This is a genomic window from Streptomyces sp. NPDC048734 (assembly GCF_043198675.1).
Lineage (GTDB): Bacteria > Actinomycetota > Actinomycetes > Streptomycetales > Streptomycetaceae > Streptomyces.
The window spans coordinates 282766-304444 of the sequence record NZ_JBICUZ010000003.1; the positions used below are offsets into that span (position 1 = coordinate 282766).

The 21679-nt window shown below is 75.2% G+C and carries 17 protein-coding genes; 6 read left to right on the forward strand and 11 right to left on the reverse strand.

Annotated elements, in window-relative coordinates; genetic code table 11:
• Positions 1-81: 81 nt before the first annotated feature.
• The 3 genes from ACGFQC_RS10290 to ACGFQC_RS10300 all read right to left on the reverse strand — a co-directional run bounded on the left by ACGFQC_RS10290 (position 82) and on the right by ACGFQC_RS10300 (position 4960).
• Positions 82-3180 (reverse strand): fibronectin type III domain-containing protein, encoded by a 3099-nt coding sequence (locus ACGFQC_RS10290; protein WP_363087538.1) that lies wholly within the window; start codon positions 3178-3180, stop codon positions 82-84.
• 199 nt (positions 3181-3379) lie between these two features.
• Positions 3380-3661, reverse strand: coding sequence for a hypothetical protein (locus ACGFQC_RS10295; RefSeq protein WP_363087539.1), 282 nt, complete (start codon positions 3659-3661; stop codon positions 3380-3382).
• Positions 3662-4078: 417 nt separating this feature from the next.
• Positions 4079-4960: a universal stress protein gene (locus ACGFQC_RS10300; protein WP_363087540.1), complete on the reverse strand. Its 882-nt coding sequence runs from the start codon at positions 4958-4960 to the stop codon at positions 4079-4081.
• A gap of 285 nt (positions 4961-5245) precedes the next feature.
• Between ACGFQC_RS10300 and ACGFQC_RS10305 the strand changes: the two genes are divergently transcribed.
• A complete protein-coding gene (locus ACGFQC_RS10305) occupies positions 5246-5725 on the forward strand; it encodes a cation:proton antiporter regulatory subunit (protein WP_363087541.1) in 480 nt (159 codons plus the stop codon).
• A 3-nt stretch (positions 5726-5728) separates the two neighbouring features.
• Complete coding sequence (locus tag ACGFQC_RS10310; RefSeq protein ID WP_363087542.1) at positions 5729-6988, forward strand: cation:proton antiporter; 1260 nt, start codon at positions 5729-5731, stop codon at positions 6986-6988.
• On the opposite strand, the gene ACGFQC_RS10315 is transcribed toward ACGFQC_RS10310, so the two are convergent.
• The 5 genes from ACGFQC_RS10315 to ACGFQC_RS10335 all read right to left on the reverse strand — a co-directional run bounded on the left by ACGFQC_RS10315 (position 6918) and on the right by ACGFQC_RS10335 (position 14233).
• On the reverse strand, positions 6918-7805 hold the full coding sequence (locus ACGFQC_RS10315; RefSeq protein ID WP_363087543.1) for a universal stress protein: 888 nt from the start codon (positions 7803-7805) through the stop codon (positions 6918-6920). The genes ACGFQC_RS10310 and ACGFQC_RS10315 overlap by 71 nt on opposite strands.
• 661 nt (positions 7806-8466) lie before the next feature.
• Positions 8467-9810, reverse strand: a complete 1344-nt coding sequence (locus ACGFQC_RS10320) for a diaminopimelate decarboxylase (RefSeq protein WP_363087544.1) — start codon at positions 9808-9810, stop codon at positions 8467-8469.
• Positions 9811-10053: 243 nt separating this feature from the next.
• A complete protein-coding gene (locus tag ACGFQC_RS10325) occupies positions 10054-11703 on the reverse strand; it encodes a helix-turn-helix domain-containing protein (RefSeq protein WP_363087545.1) in 1650 nt (549 codons plus the stop codon).
• Between the two features lie 226 nt (positions 11704-11929).
• Positions 11930-13195, reverse strand: coding sequence for an FAD-dependent oxidoreductase (locus ACGFQC_RS10330; protein WP_363087546.1), 1266 nt, complete (start codon positions 13193-13195; stop codon positions 11930-11932).
• Positions 13196-13288: 93 nt separating this feature from the next.
• Positions 13289-14233, reverse strand: a complete 945-nt coding sequence (locus ACGFQC_RS10335; protein WP_363087547.1) for an RNA polymerase sigma-70 factor — start codon at positions 14231-14233, stop codon at positions 13289-13291.
• Between the two features lie 244 nt (positions 14234-14477).
• Between ACGFQC_RS10335 and ACGFQC_RS10340 the strand changes: the two genes are divergently transcribed.
• Entirely contained in the window at positions 14478-14738 is a 261-nt protein-coding gene (locus tag ACGFQC_RS10340; RefSeq protein WP_363087548.1) for a hypothetical protein, read from the forward strand.
• 10 nt (positions 14739-14748) lie between these two features.
• Here the strand turns inward: ACGFQC_RS10340 and ACGFQC_RS10345 are convergent, their stop codons facing one another.
• Positions 14749-15459, reverse strand: a complete 711-nt coding sequence (locus ACGFQC_RS10345) for a hypothetical protein (RefSeq protein WP_363087549.1) — start codon at positions 15457-15459, stop codon at positions 14749-14751.
• A 293-nt stretch (positions 15460-15752) separates the two neighbouring features.
• On the opposite strand from ACGFQC_RS10345, the gene ACGFQC_RS10350 reads away from it, so the two are divergent.
• The 3 genes from ACGFQC_RS10350 to ACGFQC_RS10360 all read left to right on the forward strand — a co-directional run bounded on the left by ACGFQC_RS10350 (position 15753) and on the right by ACGFQC_RS10360 (position 17547).
• Positions 15753-16226, forward strand: a complete 474-nt coding sequence (locus tag ACGFQC_RS10350) for a DUF5994 family protein (RefSeq protein ID WP_363087550.1) — start codon at positions 15753-15755, stop codon at positions 16224-16226.
• 255 nt (positions 16227-16481) lie between these two features.
• On the forward strand, positions 16482-16805 hold the full coding sequence (locus tag ACGFQC_RS10355) for an SCO5918 family protein (protein WP_363087551.1): 324 nt from the start codon (positions 16482-16484) through the stop codon (positions 16803-16805).
• Positions 16806-16998: 193 nt separating this feature from the next.
• The gene (locus tag ACGFQC_RS10360) at positions 16999-17547 is read left to right on the forward strand and encodes a tellurite resistance TerB family protein (RefSeq protein ID WP_363087552.1); all 549 of its coding nucleotides are present in this window, start codon (positions 16999-17001) and stop codon (positions 17545-17547) included.
• A 23-nt stretch (positions 17548-17570) separates the two neighbouring features.
• On the opposite strand, the gene ACGFQC_RS10365 is transcribed toward ACGFQC_RS10360, so the two are convergent.
• Together ACGFQC_RS10365 and ACGFQC_RS10370 are read right to left on the reverse strand one after the other, a co-directional pair.
• Positions 17571-18806 (reverse strand): sensor histidine kinase, encoded by a 1236-nt coding sequence (locus tag ACGFQC_RS10365; RefSeq protein ID WP_363087553.1) that lies wholly within the window; start codon positions 18804-18806, stop codon positions 17571-17573.
• 123 nt (positions 18807-18929) lie between these two features.
• Positions 18930-21152, reverse strand: coding sequence for an MMPL family transporter (locus ACGFQC_RS10370; RefSeq protein ID WP_363087554.1), 2223 nt, complete (start codon positions 21150-21152; stop codon positions 18930-18932).
• Between the last annotated feature and the right edge of the window lie 527 nt (positions 21153-21679).

The window sequence follows — 21679 nt, forward strand, 5'->3', positions numbered from 1 at the left end:
GCCGCCCGTCGGGGCGACGGGGCGGTGGGGCGGGCTCGGGACGGGTGTCGGTTCGGGGCGGAGGTCGGTTCGGGGCAGTGGTCAGTTCGGGGCGGGCGCCGGCGGCCGGGTCGCCGGGACCGCTCCGTAGCCCATCTGGCCGGGGACGTCGCCGTCCTGGCCGTAGACCTGCACCCGGTAGTAGGACGTGGCCCCGGCCGGTGCTGCCGTGTCCAGGTAGGACACGGCAGCACCGGGCAGGGTCGAGGTCAGCTCGTCCCACACCTGGGTGCCGGGGTTCCAGCGCTGGACCGCGACCGAGGACGGTGCCGGGCACCAGTCGTTCTGGCAGGACCACTTCCAGGTGAGCAGCACGCCGTCCGCCGAGCCGCTCGCGGCCAGGGTCATGGAGGCGCCGTAGCCGGCGCCCGTCCACGGCAGCACCGCGGCCTCGGAGCGCACACCGTCGGCGTCCACGGCGACCACCGCGTAGTAGGCGTTGGAGGACGGGGAGGGTGCGGCGGTGTCGGTGACGGCGGTGCCCGTCACGGGCTGGTCCTGGACCGGGGTGCCGGGGTGGGCGTCGTCGCCCCAGTACCGGTACACGAGGTAGCCGGTGGCGCCGGGGGCGGGCTGCCAGGACAGCACCGCGTGGTCGCCGTCCGGCCGGGCGGCGAGCCCCGCGGGCCGGTCGGGGCGTGCGGTGCCGTCGGGGTACGGGCGCAGCGCGCAGGTGTCCTCGGACAGGCCCGAGCGGCCGCCCGTCGCGTTCACGGCGACGGTCCGGTAGCAGGAGGGCACGCCGGCGGGCGCGCCGGTGTCGGTCCACTCCGGGGAGTCCGTCGCGGGGATGTCGGCCTGCTTGAGGTATTCGGGGTCGGTCTCGGTGCGGCGCCAGATCTCGTAGCGGGCCGCGGCCGGGTCGTTGACGGTCCAGGTCAGCCGGACGCCGTCGGCGGTACCCGTCGCGGCCGGCATGTCGGGCGTCTGCGGGGCGGGAACGGGCTCGTTGCTGACGTCGATCCAGACCGGGTCGCTGTAGTTGCCCTGGAAGCCGCGCACCGTCAGGCAGTAACGGGCCATGCGCCAGGGGCTGGTGTCGACGTAGTGGGAGTCGGCCGTGTGGAAGGTGTCGACGCTCGCGCAGGGGCTGCCGTAGGTCGTGCGGTACAGGTAGTAGAGGTAGACCTCCGACGCGGGCGAGTCGTCCCAGTCGAGGAGGATGCCGGCGTCGACGCGGGTGGCGGTCAGTCCGGTGGGCGTGGGCGGCTTGGGCGCCGGCGGGAGCGGCCGCTGCAGCCGCACCACGGTGCCGGAGGAGCGGTTGCCCGTCAGGTCGACCGCGACGACCCGGTAGTACGGGGTGGCGTCGGCGGCGATCGGGCCGTCGGTGAGGGTGCAGCGGACCCGTTCCTCGGTGTCCGGCACGGCGGCGCACTGGGGTGTGCGGAGGTCGCCGGCGTCGGTGAACGGGCCGTCGGGGCCGGTGCCGCGGGTGACCTGGTAGCCGGCGAAGTCCTGGTCGTAGCCCGGCCAGCCGTTGGTGGTCCAGGCCAGGGTGGCGGTGGTGCCCCCCTCGGGTGCGGTGACCTCGGGCGTGCCGGGCGCGGCCGGCGGGGTGGTGTCCGGCGGCAGCGGGCGGCTGACCTCGGCCGGCTCGGTCCAGGCCGAGTACGCGCGCGGGGTGTCGGCGTCGACGGCCTTGCCGACGGCGCGCACCCGGTAGTGGCGGGTGCCGCCCTCGGGCAGGGTGGTGTCGGTGAACCGCGAGGCGGTCAGCGGTGCGTCGCCGCCGCGCGTGGTCCAGGGGCCGGAGGCGGAGGCGGCGGACTGCACCTGGTAGCCGGCGGTCAAACCGTGCACGGGGCTGCCGACCGGGTTGTCGGCCCAGTCCAGCACGGCGTCGCCGCCGTTCAGTCCGCCGGTGAGGCCGGTGGGCCGCTGCGGCGGGTGGAGGCCGGTGTCGGGGCGGAGCGCGGAGGCGACGGCCGGGGCGTACTCACCGGGCTCGGTGGTGGCCGGGGCGGACTCGTTGCCGGCGGTGTCGACTGCCGTCACCCGGTAGTACGCGGTGACGCCGATCGGGGCGTCCTTGTCGGCGTGGGCGTTGTCCTGGACGACTCGGGCGTCGGCGCTCCGGATCCTCGTCCACGGGCCGCCGGGGGCGGTGGCGCGGTAGACGTGGTAGCCGGCGAACGCGTCCCGCGTGCTGTGGTCGTCGTCCCCACTGGGGCCCCAGCTCAGGTGGTTCTCACCGAGGTCGTCGTCGGGGTCGGGCAGGCCGTTGCCGTTGAGGTCGATGTCGCCGTAGCCGTCGGCGCCCAGGAGGTCGGGGGCCTTCGGCGGGGTGGTGTCGGCCGGGACGGCCGACACTGCTGCCGAGGCGCGGGACTGGTTGCCGGAGCGGTCCACGGCGGTGACGGCGAACCGGTACGTGGTGCCGTTGCGCAGCCCGGTCGAGGTGAACGAGGTGCCGGTGAGCAGAGCGGAACCGCTGACCCGGTGGGCGGTGTCGATCGCCACGGGGGTGGTGGTGGAGCGGTAGACCCGGTAACCGGCGATGTCCGCCTCGGCGTTGCGGGCCCAGCCGAGGGTGGCCCGGCCGTCGCCGCGCGCCGCCTTCACGGAGGCGGGGGCCAGCGGGGCGGTCCGGTCCGGCGTGGTCGGGGTGAGGCCGACGGAGACGTTGGCCGGACCCGTGAGCGCCACGTAGTCGACGCGCACGGTGTGCGTCCCGGCGGGCACGGTCACCTTGACGCTCGTGCGCCGGGTGGAGGTGTAGTCGCGCCACAGGCTGACGCGGCGCTTGCCGTCGATCCAGACCCGGACGCCGTCCTGGGCCGCGGTCTTCAGCAGGAAGGGGCCGCCCCCGCCGAAGTTGCGGCGCATCGTCCAGCGGACGCCGAAACGGTCGTCGGGCAGCGATATGCCGGCGGGATGGCCCCGGCCCCAGCTCTCGTTGACGGAGGTGTCGCACAGGGACTTGCGGGGTGCGCCGGTGAGGGTGGCGTTGGCGTAGTAGTCGGCCTTCCACACCCCGGCGGAGCAGGTCACGGACGCGACCGGCACCGCGTCCGGCGGAGCCTGGGGCGGGGGGTGCACGGTGGCGGCGACGAGGGCGGCTCCGGCGGCGGCCGTGACGGGCCACAGCAGCCGGTGCGGCGCGCGGACACGGGAGTGCGGGGGAACGGGTCTGCCCATCCGGGGCGACATCCTTCCTCGGACCCGGCGCACCGCCTTCGGCATGACGGCTCGGGTGGTCCACCGGGTGATCAACCTCTGCCTCGCGATGATGGCACGGGAACAACAGTTCGCGTGCGAAATCGTACGAACGCGTACACAAATCGCTTCTCGCCGACAGGAGTTCACCGCACCCGAGGGGCAGGGCACCCCAAGGGGCTTACGGAGACGAAGAGTGACGGTGCGTCACCCCCTCCGGCGCGATGTCGACCGAGCGGGTTCGGTGCCGGTCCACCGGCACGATCCGGTCGCCGTTCGTCACGGCCGCGTACACCTGCCCGGAGCCGGCGGACAGGGCGAGGCAGGTCACGCCGGAGAGTCCGGTCGGCGCCGCCTTCACGGCGCCCGCGCAGTCGGTGACGGCGATCCTGCCGCCGGTCGGGGCGGAGACGTGGACGCGCCGGCGGACGCCGTCCACGAGGGCGTCTCCGTCCGACTTCACCGGAAGCGTCCTGGCGGGGTCGGCCACGGCCGTTCCCGCGGTGCCCACGGCGAGGACCGCGGAGCTGAGGACGACCGCGGGGGGCGGGCGGGGTCGTTCCCGGCACCGGCGGGAAGGCCCGGCGGATCCGACGAGAGGGCCCGGCGGGTCCGGCGAGAGGGCCCGGCCGCGCGGGCGTCCGGGCGTCCGGGCCGGCGCGCGGGTGTCCGGGCCGGCGTCCGGGCGTCCGGGCGTCCGGGCGCGCGTCCGGGCCAGCGCGCGGACGTCCCGGAGCGCGGGCGTCCGGGCCGGCGTCCGGGCCGGCGTCCGGGCGTCCCGGAGCGCGTCCGGGCCGGCGGGCGTCTGGGCGCGCGGGCATCCAAGCGCGCGGGCATCCAAGCGCGCGGGCATCCAAGCGCGCGGGCGTCCAGGCCGCGGTCACTCCTCGCCGCGGGCGATCGTGACGGGGCAGTGGGCGTGGTGCAGCAGGGCCTGGCTGACGGAGCCGAGCAGCAGGCCGGTGAAACCGCCGCGGCCCCGGGCGCCGACCACCACCAGTTGGGCCCCTCGGGTGGCGTCGAGGAGGGCAGGGCGGATCCGGGAACGCACCAGCCGCCGTTCCACCTCGACCTGGGGGAAGGCCTGCCGGTGGGGAGCCACCGTCCCGTCCAGCAGGCGCCGCTCCTCGGCACTCAGCCGGTCGGCGTCGGCCACCACGGCGTTCAGGGGGTCGCCGGGGCCCTCGTAGGCGCGCTCGCTCCAGGTGTTCCACACGTGCAGGGCCACCAGCGGCGCCTCGCGCAGTGCCGCCTCGGCGAACGCGAACCCCGCCGCCGCCTCGCCGGCCGGGGAGCCGTCCACCGCCAGCACCACCGGACCGGCCGGATCGGGGCGGCCGCGCACCACCATCAGCGGGCACCGGCCGTGGGCGGCGAGCTGCACCGCCGTCGAGCCGAGCAGCAGCCCGGCGAAGCCGCCCAGTCCCCGGCTGCCGACCACCGCCAGCGACGCCGACCGCGACTCGATCTCCAGCACCTCGAGCGCCTCCCCGGCCACCACCGACCGGGTGATCTCGATGTCCGGCGCGACCTCGCGGGCACGCTCCTCGGCGCGGGCCGGCGCTCCGTGCGTCATCGGCCCCAGGCCGTGGCCGGCCGGGTTCCACGGTGGCGCGCCGCCCGGCAGGTGTCCGCCCCCGTGGCCGAAGGCGTGCACGATGCGCAGGGGCACCCCGCGCAGGTGCGCCTCGCGGGCCGCGACGGCCACCGCGCCGAGGCCGGAGGCGGATCCGTCCACACCCACGATCACCGGACCGGTCACGGGGTCCTCCCGTCCGCGAGGCCGCCGACGTGCGCCTCTTCCTCTTCCCAGCCTCGGCCCGGACACCCGCCGCGTCCACCGGACGCCGGGCCGTTCCGCGGGCCGCTCGGCCCTGCCGGGCACCCCCGCACGGCCGGGACACCGATCACGACCGGCGCGGGCCGGCCGGCCGCGTACGGGGACTTGAGTGCCCGGCGGAGCCTGCCGAAGACGTGGTCACGGCGGGACCGCGGGACCACGGGTCCGCGCGGAAGACCCGGAATCACGAGTGGCGGGGAGATCCACATGGACGTCAACGAGGTGCTGCTGCCCGGCGTGGGACTGCGCTACGAGTTCGTCAACCACGAGGGCGACCGGATCGGGGTCGTCGCCCAGCGCTCGGGCGACTTCGAGCTGGTGGTGTATCCCGGCGACGACCCGGACGAGGCCCAGCCGGTCGTCCGGCTCACCGGTCAGGAGGCCGACGCCCTCGCCGAGATCCTGGGCGCCCCGCGCATCGCGGAGCGGTTCGCCGACCTGACCCGCGAGGTGCCCGGCCTGAGCGCCGGACAGGTCACCGTGGGTCCGGGCAGCCCGTTCGCCGGTCACGCCCTGGGCGACACCCGGGCCCGGACCCGCACCGGCGCCTCGATCGTGGCCGTCGTCCGCGGCGAGGACGTGATCGCCTCACCGGGGCCGGGCCAGACCCTGCGCGCCGGTGACGTCCTGGTGGTGATCGGCACCCACGAGGGCATCGCCGGGGTCCAGCGCATCGTCCAGGGCTGACCGGTGCACACACCCGTCGCCCTGCTGCTGGAACTGGGCGTCATCCTGACCGCCCTGAGCCTGCTCGGCACGGTCGCGCGGCGTTTCGCGCTCTCGCCCGTACCGCTGTACCTGGTGGCCGGGCTGGCCCTGGGCGACGGCGGCCTCGCCCCGGTCCCGGCCGCCCGGGACTTCGTCGACACCGGCGCCTCGATCGGGGTGATCCTGCTGCTGCTGACGCTGGGCCTGGACTTCACCGTCCGGGAGTTCACCGCCAGTGTCCGCCGCCACCGCACCTCCGCGGCCGTCGACCTCGTCCTCAACGCCGCGCCCGGCGCCGTGGCCGGGCTGCTGCTCGGGCTGGACGCGGGCGGGATCCTCGCGCTCGCGGGCGCCACCTACGTCTCCTCCTCGGGCATCATCGCCCGCCTGCTCGCCGACCTGCGGCGGCTGGGCAACCGGGAGACCCCGGCGGTGCTGTCCGTGCTGGTGGTGGAGGACTTCGTGATGGCCGCCTACCTTCCGCTGCTCGCGGTCGTCGCCTCCGGCGGCACCTGGTGGCAGGCGCTGCTCACCGTCGCGGCGGCCCTGGCGGCCGTCACCGCGGCCATGGGCGCGTCCTGGCGGTGGGGCCACCACGTCGGCCGGGTCCTCGCCCATCCCGATCCCGAGCAGGTACTCCTCAGGGTCCTCGGCATCACCCTGATCGTCGCCGCGCTGGCCGAGCTCATCCACGTGTCGGCCGCCGTCGGCGCCTTCCTGATCGGACTCACGCTGACCGGAACCGCCGCCGACCGGGCCCGGGCCGTGCTCAGCCCGCTGCGCGACCTGTTCGCCGCCGTGTTCTTCCTGGCGCTCGGCCTGTCCGTCGATCCCGCCGACCTGCCGCCGATGCTGCCGGCCGCCACCGCGCTGGCGGTGGTCACGGCGGCCACCAAGGTGGTCTCCGGCGGGTACGCCGCCCGCCGCGACGGCGCGGGCCGGCGCGGCCGGCTGCGGGCCGGAACCGCGCTCATCGCCCGCGGTGAGTTCTCCGTCGTCATCATCGGCCTGGCCGCACCCGGCGAGAGCCGCCTCGCGGCCCTCGTCACCACCTACGTGATGCTCCTCGCCGTCTGCGGGCCCGTCCTCACCCGGTTCGCGCCCACCCGGCCGGCGGCCCCCCGCCCGTCCGCACCACGGGACGGCGCGCCGGGGCGCGGGCCGGGCGCGGTCAGTGAGACGGGTCCGCTCCCCGCACCACCGCGACCGGGCAGTGGGCGTGATGCAGCAGGGCCTGGCTGACGGAGCCGAGCAGCAGGCCGGTGAAACCGCCGCGGCCCCGGGCGGCGACCACGACCAGCTGCGCGGACCGGCTCGCCTCGATCAGCGCCTCCCGTGCGCCACCGTGCACCACCCTGTGGTCCACCACCACGTCGGGCCACCGCTCGCGGCAGCCGGCGAGCGCCTCGGACAGCAGGCGCTCCTCCTCACTCGCGAGGGCGCCCGGCGGGTTCGCGTACGGCTGCGAGGCGTCCGGCGGCGGGGGCAGCGGCGCGTTCCACGTGGTCCAGGCGTGCAGCGCCATCAGCGGCGCCTTCCGCAGCTCCGCCTCGGCGAACGCGAAGTCCACCGCCCGCCGGCCCGCCGCCGAGCCGTCGACGCCCACGACGACCGGGCCGTCGGCACGGGCCGGCTCGCGCACCACCAGCACCGGACACCGGCCGTGCGCGGCCAGGTGCACCGCGGTCGACCCGACCAGGAGCCCGACGAACCCGCCCATCCCCCGCGACCCGACGACCACCAGCTCGGCCTCGCGCGACTGCGCCTCCAGGACCGTCAGCGGCTCACCGCTCACCACCGCGTGCCGGACGTCGACCTCCGGCGCCGTCGCCCGCGCACGCTCGACCGCCTCGGCCGTCAGACGGTCGACCGCGTTGCGGATCCCGCCCTCGGGCGGCCCCAGCGGCGAGGGACCCGTGGGCACGTGCATCGCGGGCCAGATGAACGCGTGCACGATCCGCAGGCCCGCACCCCGCGCCCGAGCCTCCCGCGCCGCCGCCTCCACCGCGGCGAGACTCGTCTCCGCCCCGTCCACACCGACGACCACCAGACCGCTCATCGCGCCTCCCGCCACACGCCCGACTCCTGGGGAACGCGTTCGCTCCCACCTCCAGGGTCACCCCGTCGCCGCCCTTCGGCGCGGGGCCGGGTGGTGCCGTCGCCCGGGCCGACCGGCATCTCCCCGCGGCGGCAACGCGTCCCCCGCCCGGATCCGGGGCCGCGCCAGTACCCGTCCGGTCCCGGGCGGGGGACCGTCCGGCCCTTCTGCGCGCGGTGGCGCCCGTGGTGTGCTGTGGGTGACGGGGAGGGGCCCGTACAGGGACGCGGAGGAGCAGCCGGGAGCTGCGCACCGCGTGATCAGGATCCGCGAGAAGCGGGTGGGCCCTCCTCGTCGACCACGTGTCCGCGGGTCCGCGGATTCACGGGTTCGCGGGTTCGCCCGCGCACCAGTGCCGTCAGCGGGTCTGCAGCCATACCGCCAGGAGACCGGCCACGGCCGTGCCGGCGCCGTAGCAGGCACCCCGCAGGAACTGGTCGGCCGCTGTGCGGCGCCGGCGGGAGAGCCACCGCACGAGGTCGCACGCCGTACGGCGGCAGCGTGCGGCCGTGGCGGACAGCCGTCGTCGGACGGCTTCCCGCCGGGGCGGCTCCGTGGGGCACCCCGGTCGGGCGCGCCGTACGTTCATGGCTGCTGCACCTGCCTTTCTGCGGAGAGCCGGTCATCGCCCCGCGAGAACCGGGGCGGCGTGGCCGGCGGTCGGGGCGGGGCGGAGCGGGCGGAAGGTGACGTGGCCGTCGGCGTCGACCCGGGCGCCGTGGACGGCGGGCTCGGGCAGGCTGTTGTAGTGGAACGGCGTGGAGAAGTAGTAGGCGCCGGTGTCCGGTACGACGACGAGGTCGCCGGCGTCGAGGAGGGGCAGCTCGCGGTCGCGGGCCAGCAGGTCGCCGGCGAAGCAGCACGGGCCCGCGACGTCCTGGGCGACGGGCCGGCCCCGCTTGGCGGTGCCGCCGGGGTCGTAGGCCTCGATCCGCAGGGGCCAGGCGTCGGGCGCGAACACGGTGCGGGTGGCGACCTGGGCGCCGGCGTGGGTGATGGCGATGGGGCGGCCGCCGACGGTCTTGGTGTACTCGACGTACGCGGCCATGAACCCGTTCTTGGCCAGGACGGAGCGGCCGAACTCGGTGACGATCTCGTAGGCGCCGGAGAACAGGGCCGGGGCGTGTTCGCGCAGGCGGTCCACGTAGGTGTCGAAGCCGGGGGTCGTCTCGTCGTCGGCGAAGTTGACGGGCAGTCCTCCCCCGATGTCGATGCCGGTGACCTGCCGGCGGCCGAGGCGGGCGTTGACCTCCTCGGCGAACGCCACCGCCTGCGCGACGCCCTCGGCGATCAGGTCCAGGGGGCAGCCCTGCGAGCCGACGTGCGTGTGCACCCAGGTGAGCCAGGGACGGTCGCGGTACGCCCGCAGCAGACGCCGCCGGTTGCCCTCGTCCGTCAGAGGGACGCCGAACTTGGAGGTCGCGGTGGCCGTGCTCATGGCACTGATCGAGCCGCCGCCGACCTGGGGGTTGACGCGCACGCCGATCCGGGAGCCGGTGTCGCGGGTGGCGAGGATGTCGTCGATGCGCGCCAGTTCCTGGAAACTGTCCGCGTTCACGGCGACGCCGAGGCTCAGGGCGCGGGTCAGTTCCGCCCGGGTCTTGGCCGGGGAGTCGAACACGATGTGCGCGGGGTCGAAGCCGGCCTCCAGCGCCCGGGCCAGTTCGCCGGCGCTGGCCACCTCGCAGCCCATGCCGCCCCGGCGCAGTTCCTCCAGGACGGGGACCAGGCAGTTCGCCTTGGCCGCGAACGCGTGCAGGACCCGGAGGGAGTCGGGGAACGCGTTCCGCAGGGAGGCGACGGTCCCTCCGACGCCGTCGAGGTCGACGAACCCGGCCAGCAGCGCCGCGTCGGGGTCCAGGAGTCCCTGCCGGACGGCCGCCCGCAGGATGCGCTCACGCCGGTCCGCCCCGGTCCCGCCCCCGTACCTGCTGTTCCTGGCACTGTTCCTGGCAGAAACGCTCATCCCGCACCTTCCCGGAGCCTCGGGTCACGACCGCCGCGCGCTTGCCGTGCGGCGGGACCACCAGGCTCCCCGCGCGGCGGTGCGGGCGTCTTCGTCGGGAGCTCCGGTGTCGCGCCCCGCGCTTCTCACCGGGGAGCGAACCCGCGGGCGGAGGGCGGCCGCCGTGGTGCGCGGGCACGAAGGAGCCGCGCCTTCTTCGTGGCGGCGCACCACGGCACACGCACCACGGCTCACGCCCGGGGCTCAGGCCTGCTCGCCGTCACGCTCCAGCAGCCGCAGTTGCAGCTGGGCGAGGAGCCGGGCGTCCGGGCTGCCGAGGTCGAGCCCGGACACCTCGGTGAGCCGGCCGATCCGGTGCCGCAGGCTGTTGGCGTGCACGCCCAGAGCCCGCGCGGTGTCCGGCACATGGCCGAAGTGGTCGAGGTAGGCGCGCAGGGTCCGCACCATCGTGCCCCCGCCGTGCCCGGCGTCGTACGCCAGCAGTCGCGCCACCGGCGTGTCCGGGGCCGGCGCCGTCCCCGTCAGCGCGTCCAGCATCTGGTTCAGGGCGATGGTCTCGGCCACCTCGCTCGCGAAGGCGACGGTGCGGTGCTCTCCCGGCGAGAGCAGGGCCCGCAGCGCCAGGTCCGCCGACCGGCGGGACCCGGGCAGGTCCGCCAGGGTCTCGACCACGGTGCCCAGGCCGATCCTCACGTCGGGTCCGAACGTGTCGGCCACCTGCCGCACCAGTGCCGCCCCCGTCCGCGCCACCTGCTCGCGGGCCCGCCGCACGTCCTGGTGCAGCGCGCCGAGCAGGACCAGGGCGCCCCGGTCGACCGGCAGCACCACCGGGGTGACGTCGTACGCGCCGCACCGCACCGCCAGCAGCGCGCACAGCTTTCCGGTCTCCTCGGCCCTGCCGGACGCTCCGGTGCGTACCGCCAGCGCGGCACAGTGCCCCCGCGCCGGTATCCCGGTGCGTTCGGCCAGGACGGCGGCGGATCCGCGCCCGTCGAGCAGGGCGCGGGCCGCGTCCTCGGCCAGGCGGGCGTGCGAGCGGTGGGACCGGTGGTGCAGCAGGTGCGCGGCGGCCACCCGTGCCGCCGACCGCAGGGTCTCGGAGGCGTGCGGCGGGAGGTCGCCGCCCGCGGCCGCCACCCAGATCGAGCCGAGGACCTCGCCGCCCGCCCGGACGGCCACCACCAGGCGTTCGGGGTCGTCCCCGTGCGCCGGACGGTGGATGACGTCCCCCGACCCCCACAGGGCCCGGAAGAACCCGGCCTCCCGCATGGCGGAGACCCGCCACTCCGGCACCCGGCGGCCGAGGATCGTCAGCCGGCGCAGCTCGTCCACCTCCTCCTTCGTGGACGAGTAGGCCAGGACGCGGGACTCCAGGTCCTCGATCGTCACCGCGCCGCCGACCAGGACCGCGACCGCGTCGGCCAGCCCGTTCAGGTCGCCCGGCGGCACGGCGGACACCGCCGGATCGGCGGGCGCCCCGGACAGGACCAGACCGGCCCGCAGCGCCCCGACCAGCTCGGTCCAGCCGCACCACGCCGTCCGCAGCAGCAGCGCCGTCCCGCTGTCCTCGGCCGCCGCCCGCAGCGCCTCGGGGGGCCGCCCCGACCTGCCCTGCCCGAACACCACCGCGACGGCGCCCGATCCGGCGGCTTCGCGCACGGCGTCGACGGCGGCGGCCGACTGCGGGTCGACGCCCACCGCCAGCAGCACCTGCCCCCGTGCCGGCCCCCGGTCCAGCGGGTCCAGCACCGTGACTCCCTCGACCACGACCCCGAGGCCGCGCGGAGCCACGCACAGCTCCAGCGCACCGGCCCCCATGACCGACAGCAGTCTGTCCAGCGTCGGGCCCGGCACCGCGTCGCCCCCCGGCCCGGCCATCGCGTCCGGCGCCATCCGGCCCCCCTCCCGTCGGCACGGTGTGTGACGGCGAGTGTAGGAGGAGTCACCCGGCCGGGTCACCGGAACCGGACCGGTCACCGGAACCGGGCGCGTCACGGGGCCGAACCGGTCACCGGACCGGTGTTCCGCGCGCCGCCCGTCACGGGGCCGAGCCGGTCACCGTGCACCGCCCGTCACGGGGCCGAACCGGTCACCGGACCGGTGTTCCGCGCGCCGCCCGTCAGGCCGGCGTCCCGACCGGGGCCGCCGTGCGCGCCGCCTTCCCCACGACCCGGCGGCGGCGGGTCGGCAGGCCCATGGTGGGGTTGGCCACTCCCCAGGCCGCGCCCTTGCAGACCAGTTCCTTGTAGAGGGCGGCGGTGCGTCCGGTCAGGGCCGCGCGGACGGCCCGGTCGTCGGCGGTGACGTACTGGATCAGGCCCTGCCTGCGGCCCAGGGAGACGCACTGGTTGAAGTAGCGCAGGGGCACCTCCGGGATCTTCCCGCCGGTCAGGCGGGCCGCGATGGCGTCGGCGGCCTGCCAGGCGGTGGGCACGCCCGAGGCGCACGACATGCGCAGCGGCTTGCCGGCGGGACCCGTGACCCCGGCCGCGTCGCCGACGGCGTACACGTCCGGGTGGGAGACCGAGCGCATGGTCCGGTCGACGACGACCTGGCCGGTGTCGGTGACCTCCAGGGTGGTGGCCCGCGCGACCGGGTGGACGGCGAAGCCGGTGGTCCACACGGTGACCGCGGCCGGTACGGACGTGCCGTCGGCGGTGGTGACGCGGTCGGCGTCCACGACGGTGACGGCGGCGTGCTCGTGCACGGTGATGCCGAGTTCGTCGAAGACCTTGCGCAGGTGCCCGCGGCCCCTGGGGGAGAGCCAGTCGCCGAGGCCGCCGCGGACGGCGAGGGCGACGTCGAGGTCGGGGCGGGCCTCGGCGATCTCGGTCGCGGCCTCCACACCGGTGAGGCCGCCGCCGACCACGACCACGGGCTGTCCGGCGTCCAGGCGGGCCAGGCGCTCGCGCAGCCGGAGGGCTCCGGGGCGGCTCGCGATCTCGTGGGCGTGCTCGGCGGTGCCGGGGACGCCCTGGTCGTTCCAGGCGCTGCCGAGGGCGTACACGAGGGTGTCGTACTCCAGTTCCTCCTCGGCGGTGTCCGTACCGGCGTCGGTGCCGGTGCCGGCGTCCGGGCCGGTGACGGCGTCCGGGCCGGTGACGGCGTCCGGGCCGGTGACGGTGACCGTCCGGCGGTCGGCGTCCACGGCGGTGACCCTGGCGAGCTTCAGCTCCACGCCGGTGCCCGCGAACATCTCGGCGAAGGGCCGGGGCCTGAGGTCCTGGCCGACCGCGAGCTGGTGCATCCGCACGCGCTCGACGAAGTCGGGCTCGGCGTTGACGAGGGTGATGGCGACGTCTTCGCGGTGCAGCCGCTTGGCGAGGCGCCCGGCGGCGACGGCTCCGGAGTATCCGGCTCCGAGGACGATGATGCGGTGCTGCATCTCCATGCTCCTGTCTTGAGCGGGTTCGCCCCTTGAACCGGACGGCCCCGCGTTTCCTGACAGGAACGCGATGTGAAGCAGCTCACACCCGCGTCAGAACGTGACGCGGACGGGCTCGCCGTGGCCGGTGGCCGCCCAGTGCCGCGTCGCGCGTTCGAGCTTGTCGGGGTTGACCTGGTTGCGGAGCCCGGCGATGCCCTCCGGGGTGACCTCCAGGCACATGACGCCGACGACGCGGCCGTCGACGACCACGACGACCGCGGGGTCGCCGTTGGCGACCGTGGGGTACATCTCGGCCGAGTCGCCGACCAGGGCGCGCTTGGCCTTGCCGGGCCTGAACAGGCCGCGCAGGAACTTCGCGACCGCGAGCGCGCCCTCGAACGCCCTGGCGCGGGCCGGGACCTTGCCGCCGCCGTCACCGATCGAGACGGCGTCCTGGGTGAGCAGCCGTACGAGCGGCTCGGTCCGGCCGCTGGTGGCGGCCGCGAGGAACTCGTCGACGATCCGCCGGGCGGCGGCCTCGTCGATCTCGGTACGGGCCCTGCCGTCGGCGACGTGCTTCTTGGCGCGGTGGAACAACTGCTGGCTGGCGGTCTCGGTGATGTCGAGGATCCCGGCGATCTCCCGGTGCGGGTAGTCGAAGGCCTCCCGCAGCACGTACACCGCCCGCTCGCCGGGCGACAGCCGCTCCAGCAGCGTGAGGACCGCGTACGACACCGACTCGCGCTGTTCGGCGGTGTCGGCGGGGCCGAGCATCGGGTCCCCGGCGAGCAGCGGCTCGGGGAGCCACTGGCCGACGTAGGTCTCGCGCCGGGCGCGGGCGGAGGTGAGCTGGTTGAGGCACAGGTTGGTGAGGACCTTCGTCAGCCAGGCCTCGGGCACCTCGATGCGCGCGACGTCGGCGCCCTGCCAGCGCAGGAACGTCTCCTGCACGGCGTCCTCGGCCTCGCTCGCCGAACCGAGCAGGCGATAGGCGATGGCCTCCAGGCGGGACCTGGAGGCCTCGAACCGTTCCACGTCGTCCACGGTCAGGGCCATGGCCCGGATCCTAGCCCGCGCGGCCCGCGGGGTGACGGCCGCCTCGTCGGGGACGCCGGCCCGCGGGAGCGGCTGCCGCGTCCCCGGGCCCACCCACGCCGGCCGCCGGACCGTGACCGCCCGGGCGGCCGGTGCAGCGGATGCAGCCGGGGCGGCCGGGGCACTGGAGACCGGCGGGCGGGCATAGGCTTCGAGGGGCGGGCCGTGCGTCGTCGGCGCCGGCACACATGTACGGGAGGCCTGAGTGGATCAAGAGCCGTTGCCCTCGGAGGGGTACGCGGAGGTCCGTATCGTCGCGGCGACGCCGGATGTCGCGCGCCGGGTCGCCGAGGTGCTGCGCCGCTGTTTCGCCTCGGCCGAACAGCGCAGTTACCCGGCCGGCCAGGAGGGCGGGACCCGGCTGCACCTCACCATCGACACCACGCGGGCCGCCGGGCCCGCACAGTCCTGGCTGTCGGCCAGCGAGTCCTCCTCGAAGGACCCCTCGCACACCGACGAGGTCTGACCGCCCGTTCTCAGGCCGCCGGCTCTCGGGCGTCGAGGATCAGGACGTGCCAGGGCGAGGCGGGCAGCGGCTCGCCGCCGGTGTCCGCCTCGGCCTCCCGCCATCCCCAGGACCGCAGCGCCTTCAGCATCCCGGTGTCGGTACGGCTCACCAGCGTGATCCCGGCCGTCGCACCGTGGTCGGCGAGCAGCCGCCGCTGGAGACGCCGGGCGAGGTTCCCCTCATGCCCCTGGTGCCGTGTCCGCACGGTGGGCTGGACGACGATCCGGGAGATCGCGAAGAGCCGCCCGGAGGCGGCCGGGCGGAGCGGGTCCGCCGGCGGGTTCCCGTCCGGACGCAGACCCCGCCACCAGGCCCCGCGGTCGTCCACGGGAAAGCCGTAGGCGCACCCGGTGACCACGGTGGTCTCGGCGATCAGCAGCGCGAACCCCGGCCGTCGCAGGTCGGCGGCGAGCCCCCGCAGGAAGGCGTCCCGGTCCCGCTCCCTCGCCCACGGCTCGCCGCCGGCGGTGTCCGCGTACAGGTCGCCCAACTGCCCCAGCCTGTCCTCGACCTGACCCCGGCTCAGCGCGCGGACGCGGTCGGCGTCCCGGGAGGAGGGGTCCTGGTCCCGGGAAGTGGGAACCGGTCCGCGGTCGCGTCCCGGTTGGAGGGGCCACCGGTGGACACCGGGCCGCGCGGGCTCCCGGGTCGTCGGCCGGCCGGGCATGTTCACGGTCATGGGGCGAGCCCTGCTCCGGGCGCGGACGGATCCGGTCCGGCGTCGTCGGTCACCGGGAACGGCAGCGGCGGGCGGCCGGTGCGCGGGACACTCCCGGCTCCTCCACGGTACTCCAGCACGTGCAGGCCACAGCGGTCGCCGAATCTTTGTTCGCCAATCGTGAGCGGACACCCCGGTGGCGTACCGTGGGGGGTATCGGGAGTTCTCCGTACGACACCTCAGCGTCGTCGTCGTTCTCGATGCACCAAGGCACCGGACCACCGCGACGGCGGCCCGGGGACAGGGAACGCGACATGCACGCGCCCACCGACCACACCGTTGCGGACGGTCAGCTCCGCCGCTCCCCCTCTCTCCACGCTCCTCTCCTTCCTTCCGCGCGGTCCCGGGCCGCCCGGCCCGGCCCTGCCCTCAGACTCCGGCTCGCGCCCGACAGCCAGGTGCCGCGCCGCCTCGACGGGGTCTGGTGGCCACGCTCCGACGACCTCCTCGCCGAACTTCCCGAGCTTCTCGCCGGACTCCCGCGCGCATGGGGGGACATCGCCAGCGTCATGGTCGACGGCACGGCGTGGGCCGGGTCGCCGGGCCGGATGCTCGTGTGCAACCAGGTCGTACGGCTGCGCAGGTCCACGGCGGTGCACGCGCCCGACACCGTCGTCCTCATGGCACCCGGCCGGGGACGCCGGGACCTGCGGGTGATACCGCCCGGCACGACGGAGGAAGCGGCCCGGCCGCTCATGTCCGCAGGGGCGACGGTCTCGTCCGAGTGACCGCCGGCGCTCGCCCGAACGAGTGAATTCTTCGACCGGCCGGGCCCGATCGGCCCGTGCTAGTGTCGATTTGCGGTGCCGTCGCCGCCCGGCAACCGGCACCGACCCGCACTTCACAGCTGGGGCCCGCACCTTGGGGTGCGGGCCCCAGTTCGCTGTATCCGGGGGATGCGGCACCCACCCTTCCCCCACCGCTCACCCTCCCCCTGGCCCCGTCCCCCGGGCCGGCCCCTTCTCTTCGCTCTGTGAGGCAACATGCGCTGTGTCATCGCCCGGTACCCGTTCGACCTGACCAAGAGCGGGGTGCTGGTCGCGATGGCCGGCGTCACTCCCGAGCTGATCACGGGCGAGTCCGTCACCGTCGGCCGCCGCCGCTACCCGGTCAAGCAGGTCGGCGAGGTCGTCACCCGGCAGGACCGGCGGGACTTCAGCAGTGGCGAGGTCGTCCGGGCCATGCGCCGTCTCGGCTTCACCTGCCACGGCCTGCCCGAGGAGGCCGCGCCCGTGAGCGCCGGTTCCCCGAGCGCCCTGCAGTCCGCGTCGCAGATGCTCGGCGGCCCCGACCCGCGGGACGTGTGAGCGCGGACGGGAGCACCACGCCGGCGTCGTGCCCCACGGCCGCGCCGGCGCCCTGAGCACGGCCCCGCCGGGCAGCCCGGTCAGGCGGCCCGGCCGGCACGGAACTTCCCCGCCCCGGCGGCCGTTGGCAGGGTGACGCGTGCGAGCCGCGCGTCGGACCGGAACGACAGGGCTGAAGCCGAGGGTGGCACGCGTGGCGATGTGGGATCGGATCAAGGACCAGGCCAAGGGGCTCCAGCAGACACAGGGGTCGCGGGGCACCGGCGGCCACGGGCGGCCGGGGGCCGCGGGCCCGGGCGGTTCGCGCGCCCAGCTGGTGAGCACGCTCAAGTCCCAGCTCACCTCTCTCAAGACCGAGTTGAAGAGCGGCGCCTACCGCGACGCCAGCATGGCGATGTGCGCCCTGGTGGCCGCCGCCGACGGGCACGTCGACCCGGCCGAGCGACAGCACGTGGAGTCGCTCATCCTGCACAACGACGTCCTGCAGAACTTCCCGCCCGAGCAGCTGCGCCAGCGCTTCAACAAGCACGTCGACCAGCTGGCGTTCGACTTCCCCCAGGGCAAGGCCGAGGTCCTCCAGGAGATCGCCAAGGCCGCGAAGAAGCCGACGGAGGCCAGAGCCGTCGTCCAGACCGGGTTCGTCGTCGCGGGTGCGGACGGGTATGTCGCGCCGGCCGAGGAGCAGGTCCTGCGCGAGGCCTGCTCGGTCCTCGGCCTGTCGGCACAGGAGTTCGGCCTCTGAGTCCCGCTCCGGGCCGACAGCGGTCAGGCTTCGGGGATCAGCGGCAGCGCCGTCGTGACCTCGAAGCCGCCCTCCGGGCGCGGGCCCAGACGCAGTTCGCCGCCGATGGAGTGGGCGCGTTCGCGCATGCCGAGGACACCGAAGCCGCGGCCCGGCTCGGTCGCGGGCGGCGCCTCGGTGGCCGGGCCGTCGTCGCTGACCGTGATCACCAGCCGGGACCCGGAGTACACCAGCCGTACCCGCGCGCAGTGACTGCCCGCGTGCTTGGTGACGTTGGTGAGCGCCTCCTGCACGATGCGGAACGCGGTCAGGTCCGCCCCCGGTGACAGTGGCCGGGGCTCCCCCTCGGTGGTGACCGTGACGGTGAGCCCCGCGGACTCGCACGCCGCGACCAGCTCGGGCAGGCGGGCCAGGCCCGGGGCCGGTTCCAGCGGGCCGGCGGCCGGGTCGTCGTGTCGGCGCAGCAGTCCCAGCGTCGCCTTCAGCTCGCGCAGCGCGGAGGACGTGGTGCCGGTCAGGTCGGTGAGGATCCGCTTCGTCTGCTCCGGGCGGGTGAGCACGAGGTGTGCGGCGGTGCCGGCCTGGGCGTTGGCCAGCGCCAGGTGGTGCGCGACGACGTCGTGCAGTTCCCGGGCGATGCGCATGCGCTCCTCCGTGACGCGCAGCCGGGCCTCCTCCTCCCGGGTGCGTTCGGCGTACTCGGCGCGCGCCTGGACGGCCCGGAGGTAGGCGCGCCGCAGCCGGGTCATGGTGCCGGCGGCGATCGGCAGCATCAGCCAGAAGACCGGGCCGATCGTCCTGAGCAGCAGGGAGAGGCCGTCCATGCTGTCGGAGAAGACGGCAGCGGCCGTCACCGCCAGGGTCGTGCCGACACCGAAGGCGCGGGTCGTCCCGGGGTCGGTGAGCATGGCCAGCCAGTAGAGCGCCGCCATGATCGGGCCCAGCAGCAGCGGGGTGACCAGGTATCCGAGCACGACCGCGATCACCGTGCAGATCGCGGTGACGACGACCGCGGTGCGCGGGTGGCTGCGGTACCGCAGCAGCGCGAGACAGGAGACGCCCATCAGGGCGGTGCAGGTCCCGCCGTGGTCGGGCGGGGCGACGCCGGGCATGGTGAGCAAACTGCCGAGGCTCGCGCAGCCCATCAGTGCGAGGACCACCGCCAGGTCGATGAGGCGGGGGTGGCGGTCCGCGTACTGCCCGACGCGTGCCGAGTACTTCTCGACGCGGTCCGTGTAGCGCTCGAGGCTGCTGCTCATCGGGATTCGGCTCTCCGGTCGGTGGTGCTGGGGCCATCGTGACCTCCGCCGCCGCGGTGGGGCGACGGGACCGCCCGTGGCGTTCACCACGGACGGTCCCGGTCGGGCGGGGGCGGGACAGGCTCAGGTGCGGGCCGGCTCCAGGCCGGCGGCGGCCGGCTCGTCGGCCGGGTCCCGGTCGCCGGGGGCGGGCCGGTGGGCGAGCGCCTCGCCCTCCACGTCGACGCGGGGCAGGATCCGGTCCAGCCACCCGGGCAGCCACCAGGCCTTGGCGCCGAGCAGGGCGAGCACGGCGGGCACGATCGCCATCCGGACGACGAAGGCGTCGAAGAGGACGGCTCCGGCCAGCCCGAACCCGATCATCTTGATCATGGAGTCGTCCTCACCGATGAACCCGGCGAACACCGCGATCATGATCAGCGCGGCGGCCACGACCACCCGGGCGCTGTGCCGGAAGCCGGACGTGACCGCATGGCCGGGCCGCTCGCCGTGGACGTACGCCTCACGCATGCGGGAGACGAGGAAGACCTCGTAGTCCATGGCGAGGCCGAACACGATGCCCACCAGGAAGATCGGCATCAGGCTCATGATCGGGCCGGTCTGTTCCACGCCGAGGATCCCGGCACCGTGGCCCTGCTGGAAGACCACGACGACCGCGCCGAGGGAGGCCAGCACCGACAGCAGGAAGCCGAGGGCCGCCTTGAGCGGGACGAGCAGGGACCGGAAGACCAGCATCAGCAGCACGACCGCCAGGCCGACCACGACGATCAGGTACGGCACCAGCGCGGCCTGGACCTTGTCGGCGATGTCGATGTTCAGCGCGGTGCTGCCGGTGACCTCGAAGGTCGCGCCGGTCTCGGCCTCGATGCCGGGGCGCTCGCCCCGGATGGTCTTCACCAGGTCCTTGGTGCGCTCGTCGGTCGGCGCGGTGGACGGCACGACCGAGAAGACGGCGGTGTCGCCGGCCTCGTTGAAGCGGGCCGGGGAGACCGAGACGACGCCCTCGGTGCCGCCGACGCGGTCGGCGACGGCCTGGGCGGCCGCCTTCGGGCCGGAGTCGCCCCGCGCGTCGACGACGACGGTCAGGGGCCCGTTGAAGCCGGGTCCGAAGCCGTCGGCGAGCGCGTCGTAGGCCCGGCGCTCGGTGGTGGAGGTGGGCTTCGCCTCGTCACCGGGCATGCCCAGTTGCAGGTCGGCCACGGGCAGCGCGAGCGCGCCCAGGCCCACCACGCCGAGCAGCAGCACGGGCAGCGGGCGGCGCAGCACGAACCGGGCCCAGCGGGTGCCGCCGTTGTCACCGGCGCCGCCCTCCACCCGGCCGCTCCTGCGGGCCTTGCGCGCCAGTACGGCGTTCGGCCAGAACCCGAGGAACGCCGGCACCAGCGTCAGCGCGATCAGTACGGCGAGAACGACCGCGCCCGCCGCGGCGAGGCCCATCTTGGTGAGCATCGGGATGCCGACGACGGCGAGTCCGGCCAGGGCGATGACGACGGTGAGGCCCGCGAAGACGACCGCCGACCCGGCGGTGCCGACCGCGAGACCGGTCGCCTCCTCGGGCGTGCGGCCGTGGGCCCGTTCCTCGCGGTAGCGGGAGACGACGAACAGGGCGTAGTCGATGCCGACCGCCAGGCCGAGCATCATCGCCAGGGTGCCGGTCGTCGTGGACAGGCCGAGGGTGTCGGAGAGGGCCGTGATCGTGGCCATGCTCACGCCGACGCCGATGATCGCGGTCAGCAGGGGCAGTCCGGCCGCGGCGAGCGAACCGAAGGTGACGAGCAGGACGACCGCGGCGATCGAGACGCCGATGATCTCGGCGACGCCGCCCGGCCCGGCGCCGTTCTGCAGCGCGTCCCCGCCGGCCTCGACGGTCAGCCCGGCGGCACGGGCGTCCGCGAGGGCCCTCTCCAGGCGGGCCCTGCTGTCGTCGGTGAGCTCGTTCGCCGCGACCTCGTAGGTGACGGTCGCGTACGCCGTCGAGCCGTCCTCGCTGACCGCCTGCGCCCGGAACGGGTCGGCGGCGCTCGCGACCTGCGGCCCGTCGGCCAGGTCGGCCACCGCGTCCTCGACGGCCCGCCTGCTGTCGGCCGCGGTCACCTTCCGGCCGTCCGGCGCGACGAAGACGACCCGCGCGGTGGCGCCGTCGGCGGAGGCCCCGGGGAAGCGCTGCTCCAGCAGGTCGAACGCCTTCTGGGACTCGATGCCCGGCATCGAGAACTGCTCGTCGGCGGCTCCGGGGGCCTTGAGGGCGCCCAGCCCGACGGCGGCCAGGACCGCCGCCCAGACCAGGGCGACGTACCAGCGCCGCCGGAAGGCCAGGCGGCCCACGCGATAGAGGAAAGTAGCCACGACAGGGGTCTCCGCATCTGGTGCCGACTGTCCGCCCAGACTCGCCGCACCACCCCGGCCTGTCGTCGTCCGCCTGCCGACAATCCCTCCTACTGAGAACGCAGTACGGCGGGCCCGCCGGGATCCACCGGCAGGACTACGAGAGGGCCCGCGCATCGGACTCGTGTTCCCACCGATGTGTCCTTCGTCGCATTCGGAGGGAATTCAGGGGTGCGGGGGTTTCGCGCGCGACGGCGCCCGCACCGGCCGTCACAGGAGGTCACGGGGGTGCGCCCGGCGCCTCCGAGCGGAAGGCGAAGGCGCCGGTGGGGCAATATCTACAGTCACCAGGTGAGAAATTGACGCAGCGCCCGGTGAATATTCCCGCACCCCGCTCACCAGGCGAAATCGTGCAACGCACTCGGCCGAACGCACCGTGCTACTGTCGTCGTCAGTTGCAGTTGTGGTTGCCAGAAGGTTTTTCCATCGGGGTGATCATCACGGCGACCGGAGGCACACAGGGTGACTCCGAACCGTCCCGAAGGAGA

Excerpts from the sequence above, each read along its gene's own strand:
- ACGFQC_RS10330 (WP_363087546.1), bottom strand. The coding sequence starts at position 13,195 with ATGCAGCACCGCATCATCGTCCTCGGAGCCGGATACTCCGGAGCCGTC.
- ACGFQC_RS10365 (WP_363087553.1), bottom strand. The coding sequence starts at position 18,806 with ATGAGCAGCAGCCTCGAGCGCTACACGGACCGCGTCGAGAAGTACTCG.
- ACGFQC_RS10345 (WP_363087549.1), bottom strand. The coding sequence starts at position 15,459 with ATGACCGTGAACATGCCCGGCCGGCCGACGACCCGGGAGCCCGCGCGG.
- ACGFQC_RS10350 (WP_363087550.1), top strand. The coding sequence starts at position 15,753 with ATGCACGCGCCCACCGACCACACCGTTGCGGACGGTCAGCTCCGCCGC.
- ACGFQC_RS10335 (WP_363087547.1), bottom strand. The coding sequence starts at position 14,233 with ATGGCCCTGACCGTGGACGACGTGGAACGGTTCGAGGCCTCCAGGTCC.
- ACGFQC_RS10315 (WP_363087543.1), bottom strand. The coding sequence starts at position 7,805 with ATGAGCGGTCTGGTGGTCGTCGGTGTGGACGGGGCGGAGACGAGTCTC.
- ACGFQC_RS10325 (WP_363087545.1), bottom strand. The coding sequence starts at position 11,703 with ATGGCGCCGGACGCGATGGCCGGGCCGGGGGGCGACGCGGTGCCGGGC.
- ACGFQC_RS10355 (WP_363087551.1), top strand. The coding sequence starts at position 16,482 with ATGCGCTGTGTCATCGCCCGGTACCCGTTCGACCTGACCAAGAGCGGG.
- ACGFQC_RS10290 (WP_363087538.1), bottom strand. The coding sequence starts at position 3,180 with ATGGGCAGACCCGTTCCCCCGCACTCCCGTGTCCGCGCGCCGCACCGG.
- ACGFQC_RS10305 (WP_363087541.1), top strand. The coding sequence starts at position 5,246 with ATGGACGTCAACGAGGTGCTGCTGCCCGGCGTGGGACTGCGCTACGAG.
- ACGFQC_RS10320 (WP_363087544.1), bottom strand. The coding sequence starts at position 9,810 with ATGAGCGTTTCTGCCAGGAACAGTGCCAGGAACAGCAGGTACGGGGGC.